Annotated in this window: 18 protein-coding genes; 11 read left to right on the plus strand and 7 right to left on the minus strand. The window is 69.5% G+C overall.

The window, feature by feature from the left end; genetic code table 11:
- Window positions 1-106: 106 nt before the first annotated feature.
- Together ABN273_RS20495 and ABN273_RS20500 are read right to left on the minus strand one after the other, a co-directional pair.
- A complete protein-coding gene (locus ABN273_RS20495) occupies window positions 107-730 on the minus strand; it encodes an anticodon-binding protein (protein WP_349450527.1) in 624 nt (207 codons plus the stop codon).
- A gap of 9 nt (window positions 731-739) precedes the next feature.
- Window positions 740-2,584 (minus strand): hypothetical protein, encoded by a 1,845-nt coding sequence (locus ABN273_RS20500; protein WP_349450528.1) that lies wholly within the window; start codon window positions 2,582-2,584, stop codon window positions 740-742.
- A 71-nt stretch (window positions 2,585-2,655) separates the two neighbouring features.
- On the opposite strand from ABN273_RS20500, the gene ABN273_RS20505 reads away from it, so the two are divergent.
- Window positions 2,656-4,290 (plus strand): asparagine synthetase B family protein, encoded by a 1,635-nt coding sequence (locus ABN273_RS20505; RefSeq protein WP_349450529.1) that lies wholly within the window; start codon window positions 2,656-2,658, stop codon window positions 4,288-4,290.
- Between the two features lie 278 nt (window positions 4,291-4,568).
- Entirely contained in the window at window positions 4,569-6,260 is a 1,692-nt protein-coding gene (gene treS, locus ABN273_RS20510) for a maltose alpha-D-glucosyltransferase (protein WP_349450530.1), read from the plus strand.
- Here treS and ABN273_RS20515 read toward each other — a convergent pair.
- Genes ABN273_RS20515 through ABN273_RS20525 form a run of 3 tightly spaced genes read right to left on the minus strand, consistent with a single transcriptional unit; the run spans window position 6,247 to window position 9,751 of the window.
- Window positions 6,247-8,523, minus strand: a complete 2,277-nt coding sequence (locus ABN273_RS20515) for an FtsX-like permease family protein (protein WP_349450531.1) — start codon at window positions 8,521-8,523, stop codon at window positions 6,247-6,249. The genes treS and ABN273_RS20515 overlap by 14 nt on opposite strands.
- Entirely contained in the window at window positions 8,520-9,248 is a 729-nt protein-coding gene (locus tag ABN273_RS20520; RefSeq protein WP_349450532.1) for an ABC transporter ATP-binding protein, read from the minus strand. The genes ABN273_RS20515 and ABN273_RS20520 overlap by 4 nt, the downstream gene beginning before the upstream one ends.
- Window positions 9,245-9,751 (minus strand): PadR family transcriptional regulator, encoded by a 507-nt coding sequence (locus tag ABN273_RS20525; protein ID WP_349450533.1) that lies wholly within the window; start codon window positions 9,749-9,751, stop codon window positions 9,245-9,247. Before ABN273_RS20525 ends, ABN273_RS20520 begins: the two co-directional genes overlap by 4 nt.
- 115 nt (window positions 9,752-9,866) lie before the next feature.
- Here ABN273_RS20525 and ABN273_RS20530 point away from each other — a divergent pair, with 115 nt between their 5' ends.
- The 9 genes from ABN273_RS20530 (at window position 9,867) to ABN273_RS20570 (ending at window position 19,721) form a co-directional block, all read left to right on the plus strand.
- On the plus strand, window positions 9,867-11,129 hold the full coding sequence (locus tag ABN273_RS20530) for an ABC transporter substrate-binding protein (RefSeq protein WP_349450534.1): 1,263 nt from the start codon (window positions 9,867-9,869) through the stop codon (window positions 11,127-11,129).
- Between the two features lie 7 nt (window positions 11,130-11,136).
- Window positions 11,137-12,462, plus strand: coding sequence for an ABC transporter substrate-binding protein (locus tag ABN273_RS20535; protein ID WP_349450535.1), 1,326 nt, complete (start codon window positions 11,137-11,139; stop codon window positions 12,460-12,462).
- 12 nt (window positions 12,463-12,474) lie between these two features.
- On the plus strand, window positions 12,475-13,854 hold the full coding sequence (locus tag ABN273_RS20540) for an ABC transporter permease (protein WP_502911082.1): 1,380 nt from the start codon (window positions 12,475-12,477) through the stop codon (window positions 13,852-13,854).
- Between the two features lie 64 nt (window positions 13,855-13,918).
- A complete protein-coding gene (locus ABN273_RS20545; RefSeq protein ID WP_349450536.1) occupies window positions 13,919-14,815 on the plus strand; it encodes a carbohydrate ABC transporter permease in 897 nt (298 codons plus the stop codon).
- Between the two features lie 72 nt (window positions 14,816-14,887).
- Window positions 14,888-16,255, plus strand: a complete 1,368-nt coding sequence (locus ABN273_RS20550; RefSeq protein ID WP_349450537.1) for a M1 family metallopeptidase — start codon at window positions 14,888-14,890, stop codon at window positions 16,253-16,255.
- A 69-nt stretch (window positions 16,256-16,324) separates the two neighbouring features.
- Entirely contained in the window at window positions 16,325-17,002 is a 678-nt protein-coding gene (locus ABN273_RS20555) for a uracil-DNA glycosylase (protein WP_349450538.1), read from the plus strand.
- Window positions 17,003-17,012: 10 nt separating this feature from the next.
- A complete protein-coding gene (locus ABN273_RS20560; protein ID WP_349450539.1) occupies window positions 17,013-17,333 on the plus strand; it encodes a hypothetical protein in 321 nt (106 codons plus the stop codon).
- A gap of 166 nt (window positions 17,334-17,499) precedes the next feature.
- On the plus strand, window positions 17,500-17,793 hold the full coding sequence (locus tag ABN273_RS20565; RefSeq protein WP_349450540.1) for an MTH1187 family thiamine-binding protein: 294 nt from the start codon (window positions 17,500-17,502) through the stop codon (window positions 17,791-17,793).
- A gap of 335 nt (window positions 17,794-18,128) precedes the next feature.
- Window positions 18,129-19,721 (plus strand): FAD-dependent monooxygenase, encoded by a 1,593-nt coding sequence (locus ABN273_RS20570; RefSeq protein WP_349450541.1) that lies wholly within the window; start codon window positions 18,129-18,131, stop codon window positions 19,719-19,721.
- Window positions 19,722-19,866: 145 nt separating this feature from the next.
- Here the strand turns inward: ABN273_RS20570 and ABN273_RS20575 are convergent, their stop codons facing one another.
- Both ABN273_RS20575 and ABN273_RS20580 read right to left on the minus strand, forming a co-directional pair.
- Window positions 19,867-20,451, minus strand: coding sequence for a hypothetical protein (locus tag ABN273_RS20575; RefSeq protein ID WP_349450542.1), 585 nt, complete (start codon window positions 20,449-20,451; stop codon window positions 19,867-19,869).
- Window positions 20,452-20,785: 334 nt separating this feature from the next.
- Window positions 20,786-21,772 carry a hypothetical protein gene (locus ABN273_RS20580; RefSeq protein WP_349450543.1) on the minus strand — a complete coding sequence of 329 codons (987 nt, stop codon included), beginning with the start codon at window positions 21,770-21,772 and terminating at the stop codon, window positions 20,786-20,788.
- Window positions 21,773-21,856 lie beyond the last annotated feature (84 nt).

Raw genomic sequence — 21,856 nt, forward strand, 5'->3', positions numbered from 1 at the left:
CGGAACAGCAAGTGAGCCATGACCCACTGCCCACGTATCGAGACGCGATCAAGCTGCACAAGGGATATTTTTACGATTTTTCGCCATTGGGCCGGATATTTTTTGCTCACATTCGCTCGGGTCCCGGCAGCACGCCTCGTACGGCCTCCGCCAGCCGCACCCGCGCCGTGTGCACCGGCCCCGGCGCCTCGTCGCCGACCGGCACGGCGGGCGCGCGCTCGTGCGCGTCGTGATAGGCCATCGCCAGCCGCACGAGGTACGTCTCCCACCCGGGCTCCCTGCTGACCATCCGCCCCGGAATCTCGGCCAGCAGCCGCAGCACCGCCCGATCGACGGGGTCGTCGAGCAGCTCCGGCCGGAACCCGGTCGCCGGCACCCCGAGCTCCCGGGCCCAGCGCCGCACGAAGCAGGCCCGCGCATGCCCGTAGCGCACCACGAACCCAGGGTTGTCCCACGTGCGGGGAAAGTCCGGCCAGGCCGGCTCCGGGATGCCGGCCGGCTCCATGGACTCCAGCAGCGCGCCGGGCACCGCCACGGTGATCCGCAGGAAGCCGTCGCCCCGCACCTCCACGCCGGCCACCCCGGGCACGGCCCGCACCCGGTCGGCGAGCACGTGCGCGGGCAGCCGCCGCCGCAGGGCCGCCGCGGAGACGTACACCGCCTCCCGCGCCCACGAACCCTCGGGCGCGGGCGGCTCCCCCAGCACGCCGGCCAGCTCCCGTGCGCTCACACGATGACTCTAGATGAGCGCGTGGGGCTCGGCGGAGCCGTACTCGACCAGCTGGGCCGCACCCAGCAGCCGGCTGTCCTCGTCACGCACCCGCACGTAGCCGAACCGGTCGGCCGAGAACACCTTGATCCCGTCCGTGCGGCACTGCCGCATGAGCACCTCGTCCCACCCGTCGGCGAGGTCGGCGAAGCCGAGCTCGCGCAGCGCGTTCCTGCGGGCCAGGAGGGTCGCGCCGACGATCTCGGGGACGTACGTGTACTCGGCGTCGGGCTGCTTGATCAGCGTGGCCTGGGGCTTGCGCAGGTGGGCGTAGAAGGCGGCCTTGCCCACGATGTCGGCGGTGCTGAAGAGGAAGGCCCGCCGCAGGTCCGACAGGTAGTGCGCGCCGTACACGTCGCGCGGGTCCATGACCGCCACCAGGTCGGCCTCGCACAGGTCGATGCCGGCGCCGAGCATCGCGCCCACGGTCATCGCCGGCTGCGTGCGACGATGGACGATCTCCACGTCCGGCAGCACGTCGCGGGCCCGCTGCTCCGACTCCGGCGGCCCGATGACGATGAGCTGGTCGATCCCCGACTGCTTGGCGACCTGCGCCAGCGCGTGCTCCATCAGGTACGGGTCCACGATCGGCAGCAGGACCGAGGTGTTGAGGGTGGCGCGGGCGCTGGGCAGGCCGATCGCGTCGAGCAGCTCGTCGATGCGCTCGGTCATCGTGCCCATCTGGTACGCCCGCCGCAGCGCCACGTGCGCCCGCCGGGTGTCGGGCTCGGAACCGATGGGCGTGCCGCAGGCGGCGAGCTCGGCCAGCCGCCACTGGGGAGTCCCCGGCGGGCACTCCACGCCGGCCGGCCACCGGTAGGAGGTCAGCACGTCGGGGTACATCAGGTGGTCTGGCAGGAGCTGGTCGAGCGTGAGCACCCGGTCGATGCGCCCGCCGGACAGCGGCAGCGGGTTGTGCACCCTGGGCTGCACCCCGAACTGCAGCCGCGGCCAGGCCACCGTGAGATCGGTCGTGAACCGGTGCTCGAACAGCTCGGCCGCCGCGGCGTACGCGGCCACGTCGCCCTGCGTGTGCCAGAAGACGGTGCGGATGCCGCGCTCGGCGCACCAGGCGAGCAGCGCCTTGAGCCCCTCGCCCGGCTCGCCGGTGATCTCCTCGGCCCACGGCCCCTGCATGACGGACTCGACCACCAGCAGGTGGGGCACCTCCAGCGGGAGCACCCTGGCGAAGTCACGGGGCGTGAAGCCGGTCGTCTGCCGCCACTCGTAGCGCAGCAGCGCCTCGACGTGCGGGTCGGCGATCACCGCGGCCGTCAGGTGCGGCCGGGTGTTGGGCCCCGTCGGCACCCGGAAGGGCTTGAGCCTGAACGAGGCGCCCCCGAGCGTCCTGGTCGTGCTGGTGGCCTGGAACGCGGCCCCTGGGCGCTCGTCCTTGGGCTTGACGGCCGCGGGTGGCTTGCGCTTGGGCGCGGTGGGCCGCTTGACGGGCTTGGCGGCGCCTCTGAGGCCCTTGGCCAGCCGCACCGGGTTGCTCTTGCCGCTCTTGAGAGCGTCGCCGAGGCGGTTCCAGCGGGCGACCTTGATCGAGGACAGCTTCCAGTTGGCGACCTCGGCCTGGAAGCGCTGCTCGGCCAGGTCCTTGCGCAGCTTCTCCGCGGTGGCCTCCTCGGCCGCGAGCTGCTCCTCGGCCTCGCTCAGCCGCTCGGCCAGCGCCTTGGCCTCCTCGACGCTCTGCTCGGCGGCGGCCAGCTTGGCCTGGGCGGCGTCCAGCAGCCTGGCCAGCTCGGCCGCGCGCTCGGCCTGCGCGACGGCATCCCGCAGGGCTTTACGCGTGCTCTCTAGCTCAGTAGTCAAATGGGCCTCCGCTCCCTCAGCCCGGCAAAGGATACTCTTTTGCCGCAAGCGTCTCGAAGGGATGAGATCCGGTGCAGTTCAATGTGCGGCCCTACGTCTGCGGCGCCCTGGGCCGGATCGACACCGCCATGCTCGGCAAGCTGACCGCCGCCGGCCCGCGGGTCCTCCCGGCGCTCCAGTCGCCCGAGGCGGCGCTGTTCAGCTCCACGCCGCTGCCGCCCTACCAGCGCGCGGGAAACACGTTCGCGTTCGCCTGGGGGGAGCGCAAGCCGGCCGTCGCCGACGACTGGATGGCGGTGGCGGAGACGTACGAGACGCCCGGGCTGATCGGCGACGGCGAGCGTGTCACGCTGCACACGGGCGCCCTGGGGCTCGTGGACGTCTACTACGTGCGCCACGGCGACGCGGTCTACTTCTCGTCCCTGATCCAGCCGCTGCTCAGCCTCGTGCCGATCGAGATCGACTGGTCGGCGTGGGCCTCGATCATCCAGGTGACCTTCCCGCTGGGCGAGGCGACGCCGTACGCCGACGTCAAGCGGCTGCCGGGGTCGAGCGCGCTGGTGTGGCGGCACGGCCTGCTCGCGACCGAGCGCAGGCTGCCCCGCTGGCTGCGCACGGAGCCGTACGAGTCGTGGGTCAGCCCTCGCGAGATCGTGGACCTGCTGCACGAGGTCTACGAGGACTACGACGGCCGCAAGCTGCTGGTCCCGGTCAGCGGCGGCTACGACTCGCGGCTGCTGGCCAGCGTGGCCAAGGCCCGCGGGATGGACGTCGAGTCGTGGACGACCAGCCCCGACGACGGCACCGACACCGACATCGCGTTCGCCAGATCGATCACCAGGGAGCTGGGCATCCCGCACCGGGTGATCACCCAGGACGCCGCCGACTACCCCGATGACGCGGTCGAGGTGGCCCGCAGGCTCGAGTACCTCACGCCTCATCACGCCTGGTACGCGCCCTTCGCCAAGGAGGTGCACGGCGCGGGCCGGATCCTCATCGACGGCCTGGCGGGCGGGCCGCTGCTGAAGAACTTCATGGTCAGCGGGGCCGCACTGGAGGCCAGGACGCAGGCGGAGCGCTCCGCCGCCGTCCTCGGCTCACTGTCGCTGGGAGCGCCCTCGCAGCCGTTCCTGTCCGCGGCCGCCGCCGAGTGGATGGCGGAGACCGTACGCGAGCAGTTCGCGGCCGCCACCTCCATGCTCCACGGACACCGGGCCGAGCTGCCGCTCTCGGTGCTGCACACCAGGACCGTGCGGGGCATCGCGCGCTCGGCGGTCAACCTGGTGGGGCCGGAGGCGTCGTTCGCGGCGCCGTTCATCGACCCGCGGTTCTTCGACGCCGCCCTCTCGGTCGGCGTGGCCCGCAAGGACAAGGGCCGGTTCTACCGCGAGGTGCTCCACGCGGCCAACCCACGGGTGGCCGCACTGCCCTCGACCAATGTGGTCAAGCAGCCCCTCCAGAGGGTGCCGCTGCGGTCCACGGCCGCTCCCGCCCGAAATTATTCGCACCGCATGCTGGAGACTGTGGTGAGACGGGTGCCGGGGCTGCTGTCGGACGAGCTGCACGAGGTGATCGCCGGCGGGCCCGACGCTCTGACCAGGTTCAACGGCTGGAACGATCGCTTCTGGGTGCGGGGATTGGTGCTTTTCGGGCTGTGGCTGAGCGACTTCGAGAACGACCTCTCGGACGTCGCGCCACCTTTTTAGTGAACTCTAGGTAACGGGGTGATTACATACGGATCTCCTGGGTACTAACCCCGGCACAGCAGAAGCGGGTTCCGGAAAGCCACCGGGCTGATAGTGTTCGGCCCGTAAGCGCCGCACAAACGGGCACCAGATCACAAATCAGGTCTCGTCAAGGGCAGTGGGGTTCGCAGGGATGACGACTCCACGCGGCGCGGTCACCAGATAAACGCCGGGGCAACCGGTGACTTCGTCCTGCCCACATCTCTTCCTGTGAGCGACATATGATCAACGCATCCCCAATGCCGGAGCCGATCTCCGAGGCGTTCGTCTCGGAGGATCCAGCCTGGTACAAGCGGGCGGTGTTCTACGAGGTTCTCGTCCGGGGGTTCAAGGACTCCAACGGCGACGGCACCGGTGACCTGCGCGGTCTCATCGAGAAGCTGGGCTACCTCGAGTGGCTCGGCGTGGACTGCCTGTGGCTGTTGCCGCTGTACGAGTCGCCGCTGCGCGACGGCGGTTACGACATCTCGGACTACATGAAGATTCTCCCTGACTTCGGTGACCTGGGGGATTTCGTGCAGCTGATCGAGAAGGCTCACGAGCGTGGCCTGCGGATCGTCACCGACCTGGTGATGAACCACACCAGCGATCGCCACCCCTGGTTCCAGGCGTCCCGGCACGACCCCGAGGGTCCGTACGGCGACTTCTACGTGTGGGCCGACCATCCCGCGGCCTACCCCGACGCGCCGGTGATCTTCATTGGCGCCGAGGAGTCCAACTGGACCTACGACCCGGTGCGCAAGCAGTACTACTGGCACCGCTTCTTCCACCACCAGCCGGACCTGAACTATGACAACCCGGCTGTGCAGGAGGCCATGCTGGAGGTCCTGCGGTTCTGGCTGGACCTGGGCATCGACGGGTTCCGGCTGGACGCGGTGCCCTACCTGTTCGAGCGCGAGGGCACGGCGTGCGCCGGGCTGCCTGAGACGCACGCGTACCTGAAGAAGATCAGGACCGAGGTGGACCGGCTCTATCCAGACCGGGTGCTGCTGGCCGAGGCCAACGGCTGGCCCGAGGACGTGGTGGAGTACTTCGGCGACCCCACCACGGGGGGCGACGAATGCCACATGGCCTTCCACTTCCCGCTCATGCCGCGCATCTACATGGCGGTCAAGAAGGAGACCCGCGAGCCGATCTCCGAGATCATGTCGCGCACCCCCAAGCTGCCGGAGAAGGCGCAGTGGGGCATCTTCCTGCGTAACCACGACGAGCTCACGCTCGAGACGGTGACCGAGGAAGAGCGCGACTACATGCACAACGAGTACGCCAAGGACCCGCGCATGCGGGCCTACCTGGGCATCCGCCGGCGGCTCGCCCCGCTGCTCGACAACGACCGCGACCGGATCGAGCTGTTCACGGCGCTGCTGCTGAGCCTGCCGGGCTCGCCGATCATGTACTACGGCGACGAGATCGGCATGGGCGACAACATCTGGCTGGAGGACCGCGACGCGGTCCGCACGCCGATGCAGTGGAGCCCCGACCGCAACGCCGGCTTCTCCTCGGCCGACCCGGGGCGGCTCTACCTGCCCGCGGTCATGGACCCGATCTACGGCTACCAGGCGGTCAACGTGGAGGCGCAGCAGCGCCACGAGGGCTCGCTGCTCCACTTCACCCGCAAGATGCTGGAGATCCGGCGCAAGCACCCGGTGTTCGGCGTGGGGGCGTACACGGAAATGTGGTCCTCGAACCCCGCCGTGCTCACCTACGTCCGCGAGGACCGCGACGACATCATGCTGTGCGTGAACAACCTGTCGAAGTTCCCGCAGCCGGTCGAGCTGGACCTGCGCAGGTTCGAGGGGATGATCCCGGTCGAGGCGCGGGGCGGGGTGCAGTTCCCGCCGATCGGCGAGCTGCCGTACCTGCTCACCCTGCCGGGACACGGCTTCTACTGGTTCGCGCTGAAGAGCGAGGCGGCTGTCAGCGGGAAGTGACCGGCACCTGGGCACGGGCCGCGCGGCGGGCGGGAATGAGCGCCACCGCGAGGGCCGTGCCCACGGCGACCACGACGGCGACGGCCAATGTCAGGGCCGAGGGCGCCCGCCCGATGCCCGCGCCGACGCCGCTCGTGTGGCCCTGCAGGTCGATCAGCCCGGTCACGACGGACATGCCCGCCGCGGCGCCCGCGCCGACCCCGAGCACGACCAGCAGCCCCGTGCCCGTCACGAGCGTGGCCATGACCTGGCGCGGCGTCAGTCCCATGGCCTTCAGCACGGCCAGGTCGAAGGCGTGGTCACGCAGGCCGAGCGCGCTGGCGGTGAGCAGGTTGGCCAGGCTGATCAGCAGGAGCACGGCGATCAGCGCCACGATCACCACCCGGATGATCGACAGCCGGTCCGCCGGGTTGACCGCGCTCTGGATGTCCAGGCTCTCGCCCGACTCGGCCAGCAGCCGCCCGCGCACCTCGGCCTGATCCACGCCCGGTTTCAGGGCCAGCGCGTAGAACTCGGGCGGCACCGAGTCCTTGGCCGCCAGGCTGTCGAGCCCCACCGAGATCACTTCGCCGTCCAGGTCGGGCTCGACGGTCCTGCCGACGATCCTGACGATCAGCGGCGTGCCGCCCACGGTCAGCCGCACCCGGTCGCCGATCTTGACGCCGAGCAGGTCGAGCAGGCCCTGACCGGCCACGGCCTCGCCCTGGCGGTCGTACATGCGGCCCTCGACCACGGGGAACGGGTAGGGCTCCGTCGAGCTGCCGATGGCCCGCACGCGGACCGAGCGGGCCTCGCCCGGGGCCAGGGCGTTCACGTCGGCGCCCGGGTAGACCTGGGCCACGTCCCTGTCCTGCTCGGCGATGCGCTTGGCCTCGGCCGGCTCCAGCTGCGCCAGCCTGCCGGGCCTGACGTACAGGCTGGCGTGCTGGCCGACCTGCTCGGGGTGGTCGGCGAAGTTGTCCAGCGTGGCCCATACGCCGAGCCCGATCGTGATCATCATCATCGGCACGGCCACCCCGAACGCCGTCAGGAACGCGGGCACCCGCCGGGTGAAGGCGTCCCTGGTGCCGAGGACGAGCGCCGGTGGCAGGCGTACCAGCAGGGCCAGCCGGGCCAGCCTGGACAGGTGGCCGCGCGGCGGCAGGGCGGGCGCGGCGGGGATCGGCGGCGTGCGGCCGCCGCGCCACGCGGGCACCCCCACCGCGGCCAGCACCACCAGTGCCGTGCCCGCGACGATGGCCAGCACGGGGATGGGCGCCACGGACGTCGCGCCGAGCACCACCGCCGTCACGCCCCAGCCCGCCACGGCGCCGAGCGCGACGCCGAGCAGCCCCAGCGCGCCGTGCTCGACCAGGAGCAGCAGCGCGATCTGGCCCCTGGTGAAGCCCATCGACTTGAGCGTGGCCAGGTCGCGGAGCTGGCCCAGCACCCGGCCGCCGGCGGCGTTGGCCACCGCCAGCGCCGCGGCCACGAGCCCGACCACCCCGAACAGCGCCAGCAGCGTGCCCAGCAGCCGGTTGTCCAGCTCCATGGCCGCCCTGACCTCGCGCCAGGTGTAGACGCGCTGGAGCTTGTCCTCCAGCATGACGACCACCCGCTGCGAGACCACCTGCGTGGCGTCGGGGTCGGCCAGGCGCAGCCCCGTCACCCATTCGCTGCGGCCCAGCATGGGCTCGATGCGGTCGAGCATGGCGGGCAGCACGTAGGCCAGGCCGGGTGTCCACTGGGGGTAGAAGCCCTGCTCGGCGGAGTCGGCGATGCCGCGTACGTACAGGGTGTGGCGCTCGCCGCTAAGCGCGATGATCGTGAAGGGGGCGCCGATCCTGAGCCGCAGCGAGGTGGCGAAAGAGCGCTCTACGACCACCCCGTCGGGCTGCGCGGGGTCCAGCCACCTGCCCTCGGCCACCACCGGGTGCGCCACCTGCGGCGGCGTGGCGGGCATCGCGCGCAGCGCCGCGGGATCCTTCTTGCCCTCCTGCGCCACGGTCACGGGCGCCGACCGGTACGGGCCCGCGACCTGCGTCACGCCGTCGATGCCGCCCAGGGCCACCTGGGGGCTGTCGTCGGTGTAGAGCCAGACGTGGGCGCCGTCGGTCTGGGCGAACAGGCTCCGCCACGGGTTCGTGCCGTCCTCGAGCAGGGTCGCCGCGGTGATCAGCGCGGCCACGATCCCGGCCACGGTCAGCACGGTCAGCACCGCCTGGGCCTTCCTGGCCCGCAGGTCGGCCCTGATCCACCGGCTCCCCGCCAGAGTGGCAGTCATCGAAGATCGATCACCTCGCCGGCCGTCCCCGTGCGCCTGCGCGAGATGCGGCCGTCGTCCACGATCTCCCCGTCGAACAGGGACACCAGCCGGTCGGCCAGGCTGGCCACGCGGGCGTCGTGGGTGACCATGACGATCGTCTGCCCCTCCTTGTGGACGTCGCCGAGCAGGCGGAGCACGTCACGGGTGTTGCGGCTGTCGAGGTTGCCGGTCGGCTCGTCGGCCAGCAGCACGCTGGGCTGGTTGGCCAGGGCCCTGGCCAGCGCGACCCGCTGCTGCTCGCCGCCGGACAGCTGGGCGGGCGAGGCGTCGGCGCGGTCGGTGAGGTTGAGCGCGCCGAGCAGGCTCTCCCTGCGCTCGCGGGCCACCTTGGGCGAGGCCCCGGCCAGCAGCGCGGGCAGCTCGACGTTGTCGCCGACGGTCATGTTGGCGACGAGGTTGAAGAACTGGAAGACGAACCCGACCTTCTTGCGCCGCAGCAGCGCCCACGCGCTCTCGGAGAGCGTGTCGACCCGCTTGCCGTCGAGCCAGATCTCGCCGCTGGTCCTGGTGTCGAGCCCGCCCAGCATGTGGACGAGCGTGGACTTCCCCGAGCCGGAAGGACCCATGACGGCCACGAACTCACCCGGCTCGACCTGCAGGTCCACACCGCGCACGGCAGGCACGGGCACCGCGCCATCCTGGTAGATTTTGACCAGATTGACCGTTTTCACAACCGCGCTCATGCCAGATCCTCCTGACAACGCTCCAGCCAGTCAAGATCCGCCTGCAGGTGCAGCATGGCGCCCTCGATGAGGAGCGTCGCCACCCGGTCGGTCGGCGGTGTGCGGGCGAGGAGGTCATTGAGATCGCTCATGAGCGACAGGTAGTGGCGGCGCTGCCGGCTGATCAGCGCCATCCGGTCGGCGATGCCGGTGAGTGGGGCGAGCACGAGCTTCATGAAGAACTCGTCGCGCACCCTGGGGCCTTCCGTGGGCTCGTCCACCCAGGTGGTGAGCACGTCGCGGCCCTTGGCCGTGAGGTAGTAGACCTTCTTGTTGGGCCGGTTGGACTGCTCGACGTCCACCGCCCTGATCAGGCCGTCCTTCTCCAGCCTGCCGAGCGTGACGTAGATCTGGCCGATGTTGGGAGAGGGGTAGGCGCTGCCGAACGTCTGCTCCAGCGCCTGCTTGAGCTCGTAGCCGTGAGCCGGCTCCTTGGCCAGGAGCGCCAGCAGGTGAAGCCGCACTGCCGCACCTCCCCGCCGTGTTACGAATGCGTTACGTAGGTATCCGTTGACCTACAGATTACCGCTGTGCATAACATGAATGCATCTACCTAACACGTATGTAACCCCTCTGACCATGGAGGAAACAGAGGTGCGCTCGCTGACGCTCGCCCTGGCCGTGCTCCTCGTCGCGGCCGGATGCGCCTCTGCGAGCGACGAGGACGGCGGCGACACGGGTACGGGCGGCACAGGCCCCATCACGTTCGCCACCGGACGCGACACCACGGCATACCTGCAACCGCTGCTGGACCGCTGGAACCAAGCCCACCCTGCGGAGAAGGTGACGCTGCTGGAACTGCCCGAGGCCGCCGACGAGCAGCGCGCTCAGATGGTGGCCAACCTCCAGGCCAAGAGCAGCCGGTACGACGTACTGGGGCTCGACGTGGTCTGGACCGCCGAATTCGCGGAGAACGGCTGGATCATCCCCCTGGAGCGCGGGTTGTTCCCGCTCGACAGGTTCCTGCCGCCCGTCGTGGAAACGGCGGTCTACAAGAACAAGCTCTGGGCCGTCCCGTACACGAGCAACGCGGGGCTGCTCTACTACCGGACCGACCTGGTCAAGAAGCCGCCGCGGACGTGGGCGGAGCTTCGCGACCAGGCACGACAGATCACGAAAAAGCACGATATTGGAGGCTATGCCGGGCAGTTTCTGGCGTACGAAGGGCTCACCGTCAACTTCTCCGAGGCCCTGCAGTCCGCCGGCGGGCAGATCGTCAGCCGGGACGGCACGGAGGTGACCCTCGATCCGGCCAAGGCTCAGATCGCGCTCGACTTCCTGCTCCAGGGGCTGCGCGAGGGCTGGATCCCCAAGGAATCGTTGAACTACAAGGAAGAGGAGTCGCGCCTGGCCTTCCAGGAGGGCCGGCTGGCCTTCGCCCGCAACTGGCCGCACGCGTACGGCCCCGCCAGGGCGAAGCTGGGCAAGAAGCTGGGCGTGACCCGGCTGCCCGGGCTCAACGGCCCCGGGTCCAGCACGCTGGGCGGCGCCAACCTGGCGATCAGCGCGTACTCCAAGCATCAGCACACGGCGCAGGAGTTCATCCGCTACTTCACGAGCCTGGAGAACGAGCGCCGCGTGCTCACCGAGGGCTCGTTCCCGCCCGTGTGGACCGAGCTCTACGACGATCCCGCCCTGATCAGGCGCTTCCCGTACCTGCCCGTGCTCAAGGAGAGCATTCTCGCGGCCAAGACACGGCCGGTGAGCGCCAACTACAACCAGCTGAGCCTGGTGATCGCCAGTTCGGTCGCCAAGGCGCTCGGCGACCCCTCCACCGAGTCCGCTGACGACGTCGCGGCCTCCATGAAGTCAGAACTCGAAGAGATCATCAGAACCCAGTGAGGCAGCAATGCGAAAAGCCAGAGCAGCAGTCATCCTGGCCGGGCTCGCGGTAGCCGTCGCCGCCTGCGGCAACGCCCCCACGACCACCCCCACCGAATCGGGCTCCGCGTCGGCCCCCGCCGGCGGCGCCAAGCCGCTCCAGGGCGTGAAGCTCGAGGTCGCCGCCAAGTGGACCGGCGACGAGCAGAAGAACTTCCAGCAGGTGCTCAAGGCCTTCACCGACAAGACCGGCGCCGAGGTCACCTACGCCTCCACCGGTGAGGACACCGGCGCCTACCTCGGCCCGCGCATCCAGGGCAAGAACCCGCCGGACGTGGCCATCCTCCCGCAGCCGGGTCTGGTGCAGCAGTACGCCGAGCAGAACGCGCTCAAGCCGCTGACCGACGACATCATCAAGGAGCTCGACACCAACTACACCCCGTACTGGAAGGAGCTCGGCTCCTACAACAGCAAGGTGTACGGCGTGCTGATCAAGGCGGCGCACAAGTCGCTGGTCTGGTACCGCGCGCAGGCGTACGACGACGCGGGCGTGCAGCCGGCGACCACCTGGGACGAGCTGATCAAGAACGCGCAGACCATCGCCGACTCCGGCACCGCGCCGTTCTCGTTCTGCGGCGCGTCCGGCTGGACGCTGACCGACCTCTTCGAGAACATCTACCTGTCCACGGCCGGGCCCGAGAACTACGACAAGCTCTCCAAGCACGAGATCCCGTGGACGGACCCGACCGTGACCACCGCGCTGGAGAAGATCCAGCAGATCATCGGCAAGAAGGAGTTCCTGGTCGACGGCAACTCCGGCGCGCTGCAGACCGACTTCCCCACCTGCGCGACCAAGGTCTTCGGCACCAAGAAGGCGGCCATGGTGATCGAGGCCGACTTCGTGGCCGTCCCCGCCACGCAGTCGAAGGCCAAGGTGGGCGAGGACGCCAAGTACTTCCCGTTCCCCAAGGCCGGTGACACGGCGCCCGTCGTCCTGGGCGGCGACGTCGCGGTCGCGATGAAGGACTCCCCCGGCGCGATGGCGCTGCTGCAGTTCCTGGCCTCCAAGGAGGGCGGCGAGATCTGGGCCAAGCTGCCCGGCTACCTGTCGCCCAACAAGAACGTCTCCCCCGACAACTACCCCGACGAGCTGACCAAGCAGCTCGGCCAGACGATCGTCTCGGCCGGCGACACCGTCCGCTACGACATGTCGGACCTGGCGCCGAGCGCGTTCGGCGGCACCGACGGCAAGGGCGAGTGGAAGGCGCTGCAGGACTTCCTCCGCAACCCGACCGACATCAAGGGCGCACAGACCACACTCGAAGCCGAGGCCAAGAAGGCCTGGAAGAAGTAAAGAGGTAAGGCCGTGACCGAACGGTTGGACGGCCCGCAGCAGGTCCCGCCCGTGGATACCGCGGGCGGGCCCGCCACCGGACCGGCTGAAACCCCCCGTACAAACAGACGCCTCGGCCCCTCGCCGGCGGTCGCCATCGCCTTCCTCCTCCCGGCGGCGCTGCTGCTGGGCATCTGGGTGGTCTATCCGATCGTCTACTCCATCTTCCGGAGCCTGTTCGACTCGGCGGGCACCGGATTCGTGGGGCTGGGCAACTACGGCACCATCTTCAGCGACTCGGGCACGCTTACCACGATCCGCAACAACCTCATCTGGGTCGTCGTCGCGCCGATCGTGGTCACCACGCTGGGCCTGATCTTCGCGGTGCTGACCGAGCGGATCAGATGGGCGACGGCGTTCAAGCTGATCGTGTTCATGCCCATGGCGGTCTCCCTGATGGCGGCCGGCGTGATCTTCCGCCTGGTCTACGAGCAGGACCCCGACAAGGGCCTGGCCAACGCCGTGCTCACCACCGTGCATGACACGTTCTCCTCCGCCCAGGGCTACCCGGAGGCGCGCCCGCGCGAGGGCGACCAGTCGCCCGTCGCCGCCGACGGCGGCGCGGTCGTCACCAAGCAGCCCGTCCAGGCCGGCCAGCCGGTGCTGATCCCCATCGTGGGCGTCAAGCCGGACATCATGCCGGCCAACGCCCAGGCCGCCAAGGCCCCCGCGGCCGGCGGCGGCCTCTCGGGGACCGTGTGGTTCGACTTCACCCCGGGAGGCGGCGGCAAGAACGGGGCGGTGGACGGCTCGGAGAAGGGCCTGCCGGGCATGACCGTCGAAGCGGTGCAGAACGGCAAGGTCGCCGGGACCGCCACGACGGCCGAGGACGGCTCGTTCCGCTTCGAGGGCCTGCCCGCCGGCTCCTATGTCGTACAGCTCCCGCAGTCGAACTTCCAGGCTGCCTACGGCGGCCTGAGCTGGCTCGGCCCGACGCTCATCACTCCGGCGATCATCGGCGCGTTCGTCTGGGTGTGGGCCGGGTTCGCCATGGTGCTGATCGCGGCCGGCCTCGCGGCGATCCCGCGTGACGCGCTGGAGGCGGCCCGCATCGACGGCGCCACGGAGTGGCAGGTGTTCCGCAAGATCACTGTGCCGCTGCTGTCGCCGGTGCTGCTCGTCGTCTTCGTGACGATGATCATCAATACGCTGAAGGTGTTCGACCTGGTCTTCATCATCGCGCCGGCCTCGGTCCAGCCGCAGGCGAACGTGATCGCGCTGGAGATGTGGCGCGTGTCGTTCGGCGGCGGGAACAACCAGGGACTGGGCAGCGCGCTGGCGGTCTTCCTGCTCATTCTGGTCCTCCCCTTCATGATCATGAACATCCGCCGGTTCAGGAGGGACGAATCATGAGCGAACGTAGTGAGCGATCCAATCAGCACGTCACCTTGGTCATGAGACCGGCGAAGGAGGGCTCATGACCGCCACCGCTACCGTGCCGACCGGGCTCGAGACGGGGGCGCCGCGCAGGGGCGTGCTGAGCAAGATCGTGGACCGGATCGGCGGCGGCGCCGTGCAGGTGGTCATGGTGGTGCTCGGCCTGTTCTGGCTGGTGCCCACGCTCGGCCTGCTGGTCGTCTCGATGCGCACGACGGATGTCAACAACGCCGAGGGCTGGTGGACGGTCTTCACCAAGCCGGCCGAGCTGACCCTCGCCAGCTACAAGGACCTGCTGGCCAGCGGCTTCACCGCGTCCTTCTGGAACACCGTGGCGATCACGGTGCCGACCACGATCCTGGTGATCGGCATCGCGGCCATGGCCGCCTACGCGTTCGCGTGGATGGAGTTCCCCGGGCGTGACGCCGCGTTCCTCGTCGTGGTCGGGCTGCTGATCGTGCCCATCCAGATCGCGCTGATCCCCGTCGCGTCCTTCTACGGAGGTATCGGGATCTTCGGCTCGATCCCGGGCGTGGTGCTGTTCCACACCGCGTTCGGCCTGCCGTTCGCGATCTTCCTGCTCCGCAACTTCTTCGTCGGCATCCCCTCCTCGTTGCTGGAGGCGGCCCGGATGGACGGGGCGCCGGAGTGGAAGATCTTCGTGTCGGTGGTGTTCCCGCTGGGCAAGCCCGCCATCGCCTCGCTGGGCATCTTCCAGTTCCTGTGGGTGTGGAACGACATGCTCATCGCGCTGGTCTTCGCCAACACCGACAACCAGCCGATGACCAAGGCCCTGCAGTCGCAGATGCGGCAGTTCGGGTCGAACGTCGACATCCTCTCGTCCGGTGCGTTCCTGTCGCTGATCATTCCGCTGGTCCTGTTCTTCGCGTTCCAGCGGTACTTCGTCCAGGGCATGATGGCCGGATCCGTCAAGTAACTGTTGCGGGTGCCCGCCCGTCGGCGTGGCGGGCACCCGTAACGCCGGCTGGCGCGGTTTAGATGGTCCTTCATGAAGCGTCTTCTCGCCCTCGCCGCAGCAGCCTTCATCACCCTCCCCCTCGCGCCGGCCCTCGCGCACGACGCCCAGCCCGGCGCACCGGGCGCGGGGGACCCCTATTTCCCCGAGCAGGGGAACGGCGGCTACGACGCCGGACACTACGACCTCACGCTCGACTACGACCCGAGCTCCAACCGCCTGGCCGGGGTGGCGCGGATCTCGGCGCGCGCCACGCAGGCGCTGAGCCGTTTCGACCTGGACCTCGTCAGCACGCTCTCGGTGCGCTCCGTGACGGTTGACGGCCGGGCCGCCACGTTCTCCCAGAGCGGCTCGGAGCTGGTGATCACCGCCGCGATGTCCTCCGGACGGGATTTCTCCGTCGAAGTCCGGTACGACGGCAGGCCCGCGCACGTCGTCGACCCGGACGGTTCCCGGGACGGATGGATCCGGACGAGTGACGGCGTGTTCAACGCCAACGAGCCTCAGGGCGCGATGACCTGGTACCCCGGCAACCACCACATGACAGACAAGGCCACCTACCGGTTCGCCGTGACCGTGCCCAGCACCCGGGTGGCCGTCGCCAATGGCGATCTGGTGGCGAAGGAGTCGAAGGGCGAGCGCACCACCTACATCTGGGACTCCCGCGAGCCGATGGCGAGTTACCTGGCCACGGTGTCGATCGGGAAATTCCAGCTCTCCGACACCCGGGTCGGCCGCTACCGTGTGATCACCGCCGTGGACCCCAAGCTCGCCGACGGCGCCCAGGGCTTCGCCGAACGGCACGCTCCCGTGCTCGACTACTTCAGCTCGCTCTTCGGCCCGTACCCGTTCTCTTCCACCGGCGGGATCGCCGACCACGCGCCGGAGGTCGGCTACGCCCTGGAGACCCAGACGCGCCCCGTCTACCCCCGCGTGCCGAGCGAGTCGTTGCTCGCCCACGAGCTGGCGCACCAGTGGTTCGGCGACTCTGTGACGCCGACGCGCTGGCGCGACATCTGGCTCAACGAGGGCTTCGCCACGTACGCGCAGTGGCTCTGGGCGGACAAGCAGGGCACCCGCCCCCTGCAGAGCTCGTTCGACACGGCCTACGCGCGGGCGGCCGACGACGAGTTCTGGCAGACGCCCCCTGCCGACCCGGGCGGCCCGGCCAACCTCTTCCACGACCCGGTCTACGACCGCGGCGCGATGACGCTGCACGTCCTGCGCCGCACGGTGGGAGACGACGCCTTCTTCACGATCCTGCGCACGTGGGCCGCTGACCACAAGTACGGCAATGCCGACACGGCCGCCTTCATCGCCCTGTCGGAGCGGGTGTCCGGCAAGCAGCTCGACGCCCTCTTCGACGCCTGGCTCTTCAAACCGGGCAAGCCCTCGCTGTGATCATTCTGGTACGGCTTGAGCCGATGTTTCGGCAGCAAGCCGTACCAGACCTAGATAAGCTCAACGGCCATGGCCGGTCGTCCCTTGAACGAAGTCGTCGAAGCCGGATGGGCCCACGCCCTTGAGCCTGTCGGCGAGCAGATCTCCCAGATGGGCGAGTTCCTGCGTAAGGAAATCGCCGAAGGCAGGCAGTACCTGCCCGCGGGCGCGCACGTGCTGCGCGCTTTCAACCAGCCCTTCGACGAGGTCAAGGTGCTGATCGTGGGCCAGGACCCCTACCCCACACCCGGTCACCCGGTCGGCCTGTCGTTCTCGGTGGCCCCCGAGGTGCGGCCGCTGCCGGGCAGCCTGGTCAACATCTACAAGGAGATGGAGACCGACCTCGGCCTCCCCCGCCCCGCCAACGGCGACCTGACGCCATGGGCCGAGCAGGGCGTCCTGCTGCTCAACAGGGTCCTCACCGTGATGCCCGGCAAGCCCGCCTCGCACCGGGGGAAGGGCTGGGAGCAGGTCACCGAGCAGGCCATCCACGCGCTCGTGGCCCGCAACAAGCCGATGGTCGCCATCCTCTGGGGCCGCGACGCACGCAACCTGGCGCCCATGCTGGGCGACGTCCCCCGCATCGAGTCCGCCCACCCCTCTCCGCTCTCGGCCCGCAGCGGCTTCTTCGGCTCGCGCCCGTTCAGCCGGGCCAATGAGCTGCTCATTCAGCAGGGCGCCACCCCTGTCGAGTGGAAGCTGCCCTAAAGTCGTCGCCATGAGTGATGAACCGAAGTTCCTGCGCCTCACGGTCGAGCTGACCGTCGAGGTGCTCGACGTTGACGCGCTGCAGGCGGCGGCGCTGGCCGAGATCAGGCACCCCGACGCCGATCTCACCGAAGAGGAGCGCACCGAGCAGGCCGAGCTGGTCGCCTCCGACGAGACCGGCGCCTCGGCGCTGCAGTGGCTGATCGAGCCCGACCACGTGCTGCAGCTCGTCGACCACATCACCGAGATCGAGCCGCGCGAGGCCGTGCTCGGGGTGGAGCCGTCGGAGGGGCCGAGCGAGGAAGAGGAAGACGAGCACGACCACGCGTGATGTACCGCGGCGGCCACGGCGTTCGAAAACGTCGTGGCTTTCGCGAGGCTTCGTCACGGCGGGTGCACGGGGCCTTTCGCCGGCGCGTCGGGGTCGTTCCGCGTGCCGCGCCGACTCGGGACCTCGCTAAGATCGATACCCTCCGGCAGACCGCAAGGGGGCAGCAGTGATCGTCGCATTCTCCATCACCCCGCTGGGCGTCGGCGAAGGGGTCGCCGAGCCCGTCGCCCGCGCCGTCAAGGTGGTCCGCGACAGCGGGCTGCCCAACCGGACGGACGCGATGTTCACCACGATCGAGGGCGAGTGGGACGAGGTCATGGACGTCGTCAAGCGGGCGGTGGACGCGGTGGCGGAGGTCGCACCCCGGGTGAGCCTGGTGCTCAAGGCCGACGTCCGTGAAGGGGTCACAGACGGGATGACCAGCAAGCTCGAGTCCCTGGAACGCCACCTCTCCTCCTGACCTCCACGCCCCTGGCTCCGGGGTTGATCGTCGTCCAGGAGCCGTTCATCCGCCCATAGACGCGGACCGCACCTCCCTTTCCGGCCCCGAGGTGCCGCTTCGGTGTGCGATCGTCACCACTTGGGCACCCACGATGCGCCGCCCTGGGCACCCACGATGAGCCGTCCGTCGGACACCAGCCCAGCTCAGCCCAGCCCGCGCCACACCCTCCGAACCGGTTCGCATCCCCATCCCCTACCCCAAATCGAGATATGTCTTGACCGGACCTCCAGACGCGACATATCGTGTCGCTCGGCCGCAAACGCGATACTACGCGTTCCTGGAGGTGGAGAAGCATGGAACAAGAGCGGGTCCCCGTCCTCGTGGTGGGCGGTGGGTACGCGGGTCTGAGCACGGCGATGCTCCTGGCATGGCGCGACGTACCCGTCATGCTGGTGGAGAAGCATCCGAGCACCTCGGTCCAGCCGAAGGCGTTCGGCGTCGGCCCGCGAGCCGTCGAGCTGCTGCGTCCGGTACCCGGCGTAGAGCAGGAGCTCAGCGAAATCTGGGCGGGCATCGGCGAGAGCATGCGCATCGCCATCGCCAAGAGCCTCGCCGACCCGAATCCCCACATGATCATGAATGACGAGCGTGCGGACCTGGCCTTCCTGGCCGACATCACGCCCGTCGCGCAGGTGGGGGCGCCGCAGGCCGAGATCGAGCGGCTGCTGCGGTTCAAGGCCGAGGAACTGGGCGCCGACCTGCGGTTCTCAACCGAGCTGGTCTCGCTGGAGCAGGACGACGGCGTGACGGCGGTCATCCGCGACGAGAGCGGGGACCACCTCGTGCGGGCCGACTACGTGGTGGCCGCCGACGGGTACCGGAGCCCGCTTCGCGGCCGCCTCAACGTGCCCGTTTCAGGCAAGGGCGAGCTGGGCCAAATGTGCTCGATCATGTTCGACGCCGACCTGACCGGGCTGGTGCGCGAGCGCGAGGTCACGCTCTGGTACCTGCAGAACGACGTCTTCACCGGCGTGATCGTGACCGGCACCGGGGTGGGAGCGCACGTGCTGGGCGTCAACTGCTCCGAGGGCGAGAGCGAGGCGGACTTCACCGAGGAACGCTGCACAGACCTGGTACGGATCGCGACCGGCCGGCCGGATCTGAACGTCCGGGTGCTGGACAAGACGTCGTTCGCCATGGCGCATGTGCTGGCCGACACATACCGCGTGGGCCGGGTCTTCTTCGCCGGGGACGCAGCCCACACCATGCCGCCCACCGGCGGGCAGGGCGGCAGCACGGCACTCCAGGACGGCTGCGACCTCGCCTGGCGTCTCTGGCTGGTCGTCACGGGCCAGGCTGGGCCCGCCTTCCTCGACACGTACGACGCCGAACGCCGCCCGATCAGCACCCTGACAGCCGACGCCCAGCTCGCCAACCTCGGCGTGCGCATGCCTCCCGCGGCCCGCGCCGGTTACCCGGAACCCCTCGAGGACCCTCTGGGCGCCATCATCGGATTCCGCTATCACTCGACGGCGATCCTGGACGAACCCGGCGACGACGGCTCGATCCTGGAGGACCCCCGCTTACCGAATGGACGCCCCGGCAGCCGCGCCCCGCACGTGGCCCTCGACTGGGAGGGACAGCGCATCTCGACCATCGACCTGTTCGGCTCCGGTTTCGTGCTGCTGGCCGACAGGGAGGGGGGCCAGTTCTGGATGGACGCCGGGCGCGGGATCAAGGAACGGCTGGGGATCCAGCTCACGCGGGTGGTGGTGGATGAGGAGCTGATGGACGTGGAGAAGCGCTTCCGGGAGCGGTACGGAGTCAGCGGGGGCGGCGCCGTACTGGTCCGGCCGGACGGCTATGTGGCCTGGCGCTCCGCCGGCCCCGTCGCGGACCCGGCAGCGACCCTGGAGCACGTCCTGAGGCAGGTCCTCAGCCGTTGACGACCCCACCACGGGAACGGCCCGGCACCGCTTCCGCCTCCGGTGCCGGGCTCGCTCCGGCTCGCCCGCCGGCCTCCGGTTCCGGGCTCGCCACAGCATCTCCACCCGGCCGCAACCGGATACGAACGTGACCTGACCCCCAGACTCAGCGCCCGGCACAGCCGAGAAGCACTTCCTCGCGGCGAGCCCGCAGCTGGTCACGTAGCCGCTCCAGCTCGCGGCAACGCTCCCCCAGCCGTTCGACCAGGTCATGGACGGCGCTCATCCCCTCCACGCCGGCCTCCATCCCGATGCCGAGCGCCGCCACCTTCCGGACGAACTCGCTCATCGCCCCCTCACCGCGCAGGACCGCGAACCCGGCCGCCCTGGCACACTCCCAGGCAGGCAGCTCAACGTCCAGCTCGGCCAGTAACCGCCCGATCTCCAGCAGCTCAGCACCCCGGGGATCGGCCGACAGGGCCAGCCGCCGCTCCTCACGTGCCAGCAGCTCCTGGTAGAGATCCCGTGCCGGCCCCACTTCGGCCAGCTCCTGATCCACCTCCTCGAGCACGATCCGGTACGCCCCCAGCCTCGCCTCCCCGAGGGCCACCTGCTCCTGACCCCACACCTCGGCCGCATCGAGCTCCTGCTGGGCCTCGCGCATCAGACTGGCCGTGACCGCGCGACGCTCGTGCAGCAGCTCCCACCTGTGGGCCCGCTGGCGGGCCGTATGCAGATCTTCGTCGATCATCTCAAACGGGATCACGTCACTTGGACGGACAAACGCCCCATTTTGGTTCAGGACAATCAGGCATTTTTCTCAACAAATCACGACATAGCTGTCTCACCTGCCCCATCCGTTGCAGCACCTTCCGCCCGAACGAGACGACGTCGACGACCAGCGACCCGCCCAACACCGGCGGTACGCCGCAGCCACCAGCACCCACGCCGGCTCGCCGACGCCCAACGGCCGCTCAAGCAATGGCCACGGCTGAGCCGGCATGCGTGCGGCGCGGAGGGGCGTCCGATGAGACACCGCCCCAGTGCGGGCAAGCCCTCGAAAGGACACTTTCCCTACGTCGGCGTCAGGCTGCGACAGCAGGGGTCCGTGGCGGGGTTGCGGGGTGGCAGCCGATCAGCGTGAGAGGGGGGTGGACGGTTGTCTGGGTGGCGCACAGCCAGTCGTTCAGGGAGCCGGGGAAACCCGAAGGCGGGCCGACCTTGAGGCAGGTGATCTGACCTGTGCCCGGAGGCGGGCCGATCCTCAGGCGCCGGATGGTGCCCGTGCGGCCGAGTTCGCCCAGATCCGCGTCGTACGGCGTCAGCTGAACGCCGAACGGCAGGCCGCCGTCCGGCTGGTCCGAGGGGTGGATGCGGAGGAAGTCGTCGATCTCGCGTTCGGTGGCCTCCGGGTGGGCGGCGAGATAGGCCAGGTGGTCTGTGACCAGGCGATGGGCCACTGCGCGCAGGAGGTTGGTCGCGCAGAGGTTGTGGGCGCAGGCGGCGCCGTCGAGGGTGATCTCCGGGAGGGCGAAGCGGCGCAGGCCCCGGGACGTGACGCGGAGGCAGTCACACACGCCCGTGTCCGCCGGGTCCCAGGGTGGGCAGGTCGCGGCGTCGTGAACCTGGACGTCCCAGGACAGCCAGTCGTCGTTGAGGCGGAAGTCCGTGGGCTCGCCCGCACATCTGCCGCACGTGAGGATGGTGGCGCCCGTCAGAGGGTCGAGCAGCAGGCCGTCGCATTCGCGGGCCAGGGCGCGGGCGGCCGCCCTCGCGGCCTGGACGCCGGCAGGGAGCTTGTGCGGGGGCGCGGTCGTGGAGACCACCACGTGTTGTCCGGTGCGTCGTAGGCGTCGTCTTTGGTCGTCTGTGAGGTTGACCGCGGTCGGTTTCCACGGGGTCCGGTGATGGGTCACCGCCAGGGCTCCGCTGCCCATGGCGCTGATCGCGGCTCTCCTGTACGGGCCGCTGACGCGCCAGGGCACGAACGACTCCACATCGAACAGCAACTGCTCCATGGCCACGATGAAGAGGGACGTGAGCGTGCCGGGCAAAGGGAGGATGATCTTCATAGCTGAGTGCAACTCCATGCGCCGAAGAGAAGTCGGTGAGGCACTCAGGATCATCGGAGATCGGGCATCGCTGGGGTGGAGTGG

This window comes from Nonomuraea sp. B19D2 (assembly GCF_040137845.1).
In the GTDB taxonomy this organism is placed as follows: domain Bacteria; phylum Actinomycetota; class Actinomycetes; order Streptosporangiales; family Streptosporangiaceae; genus Nonomuraea.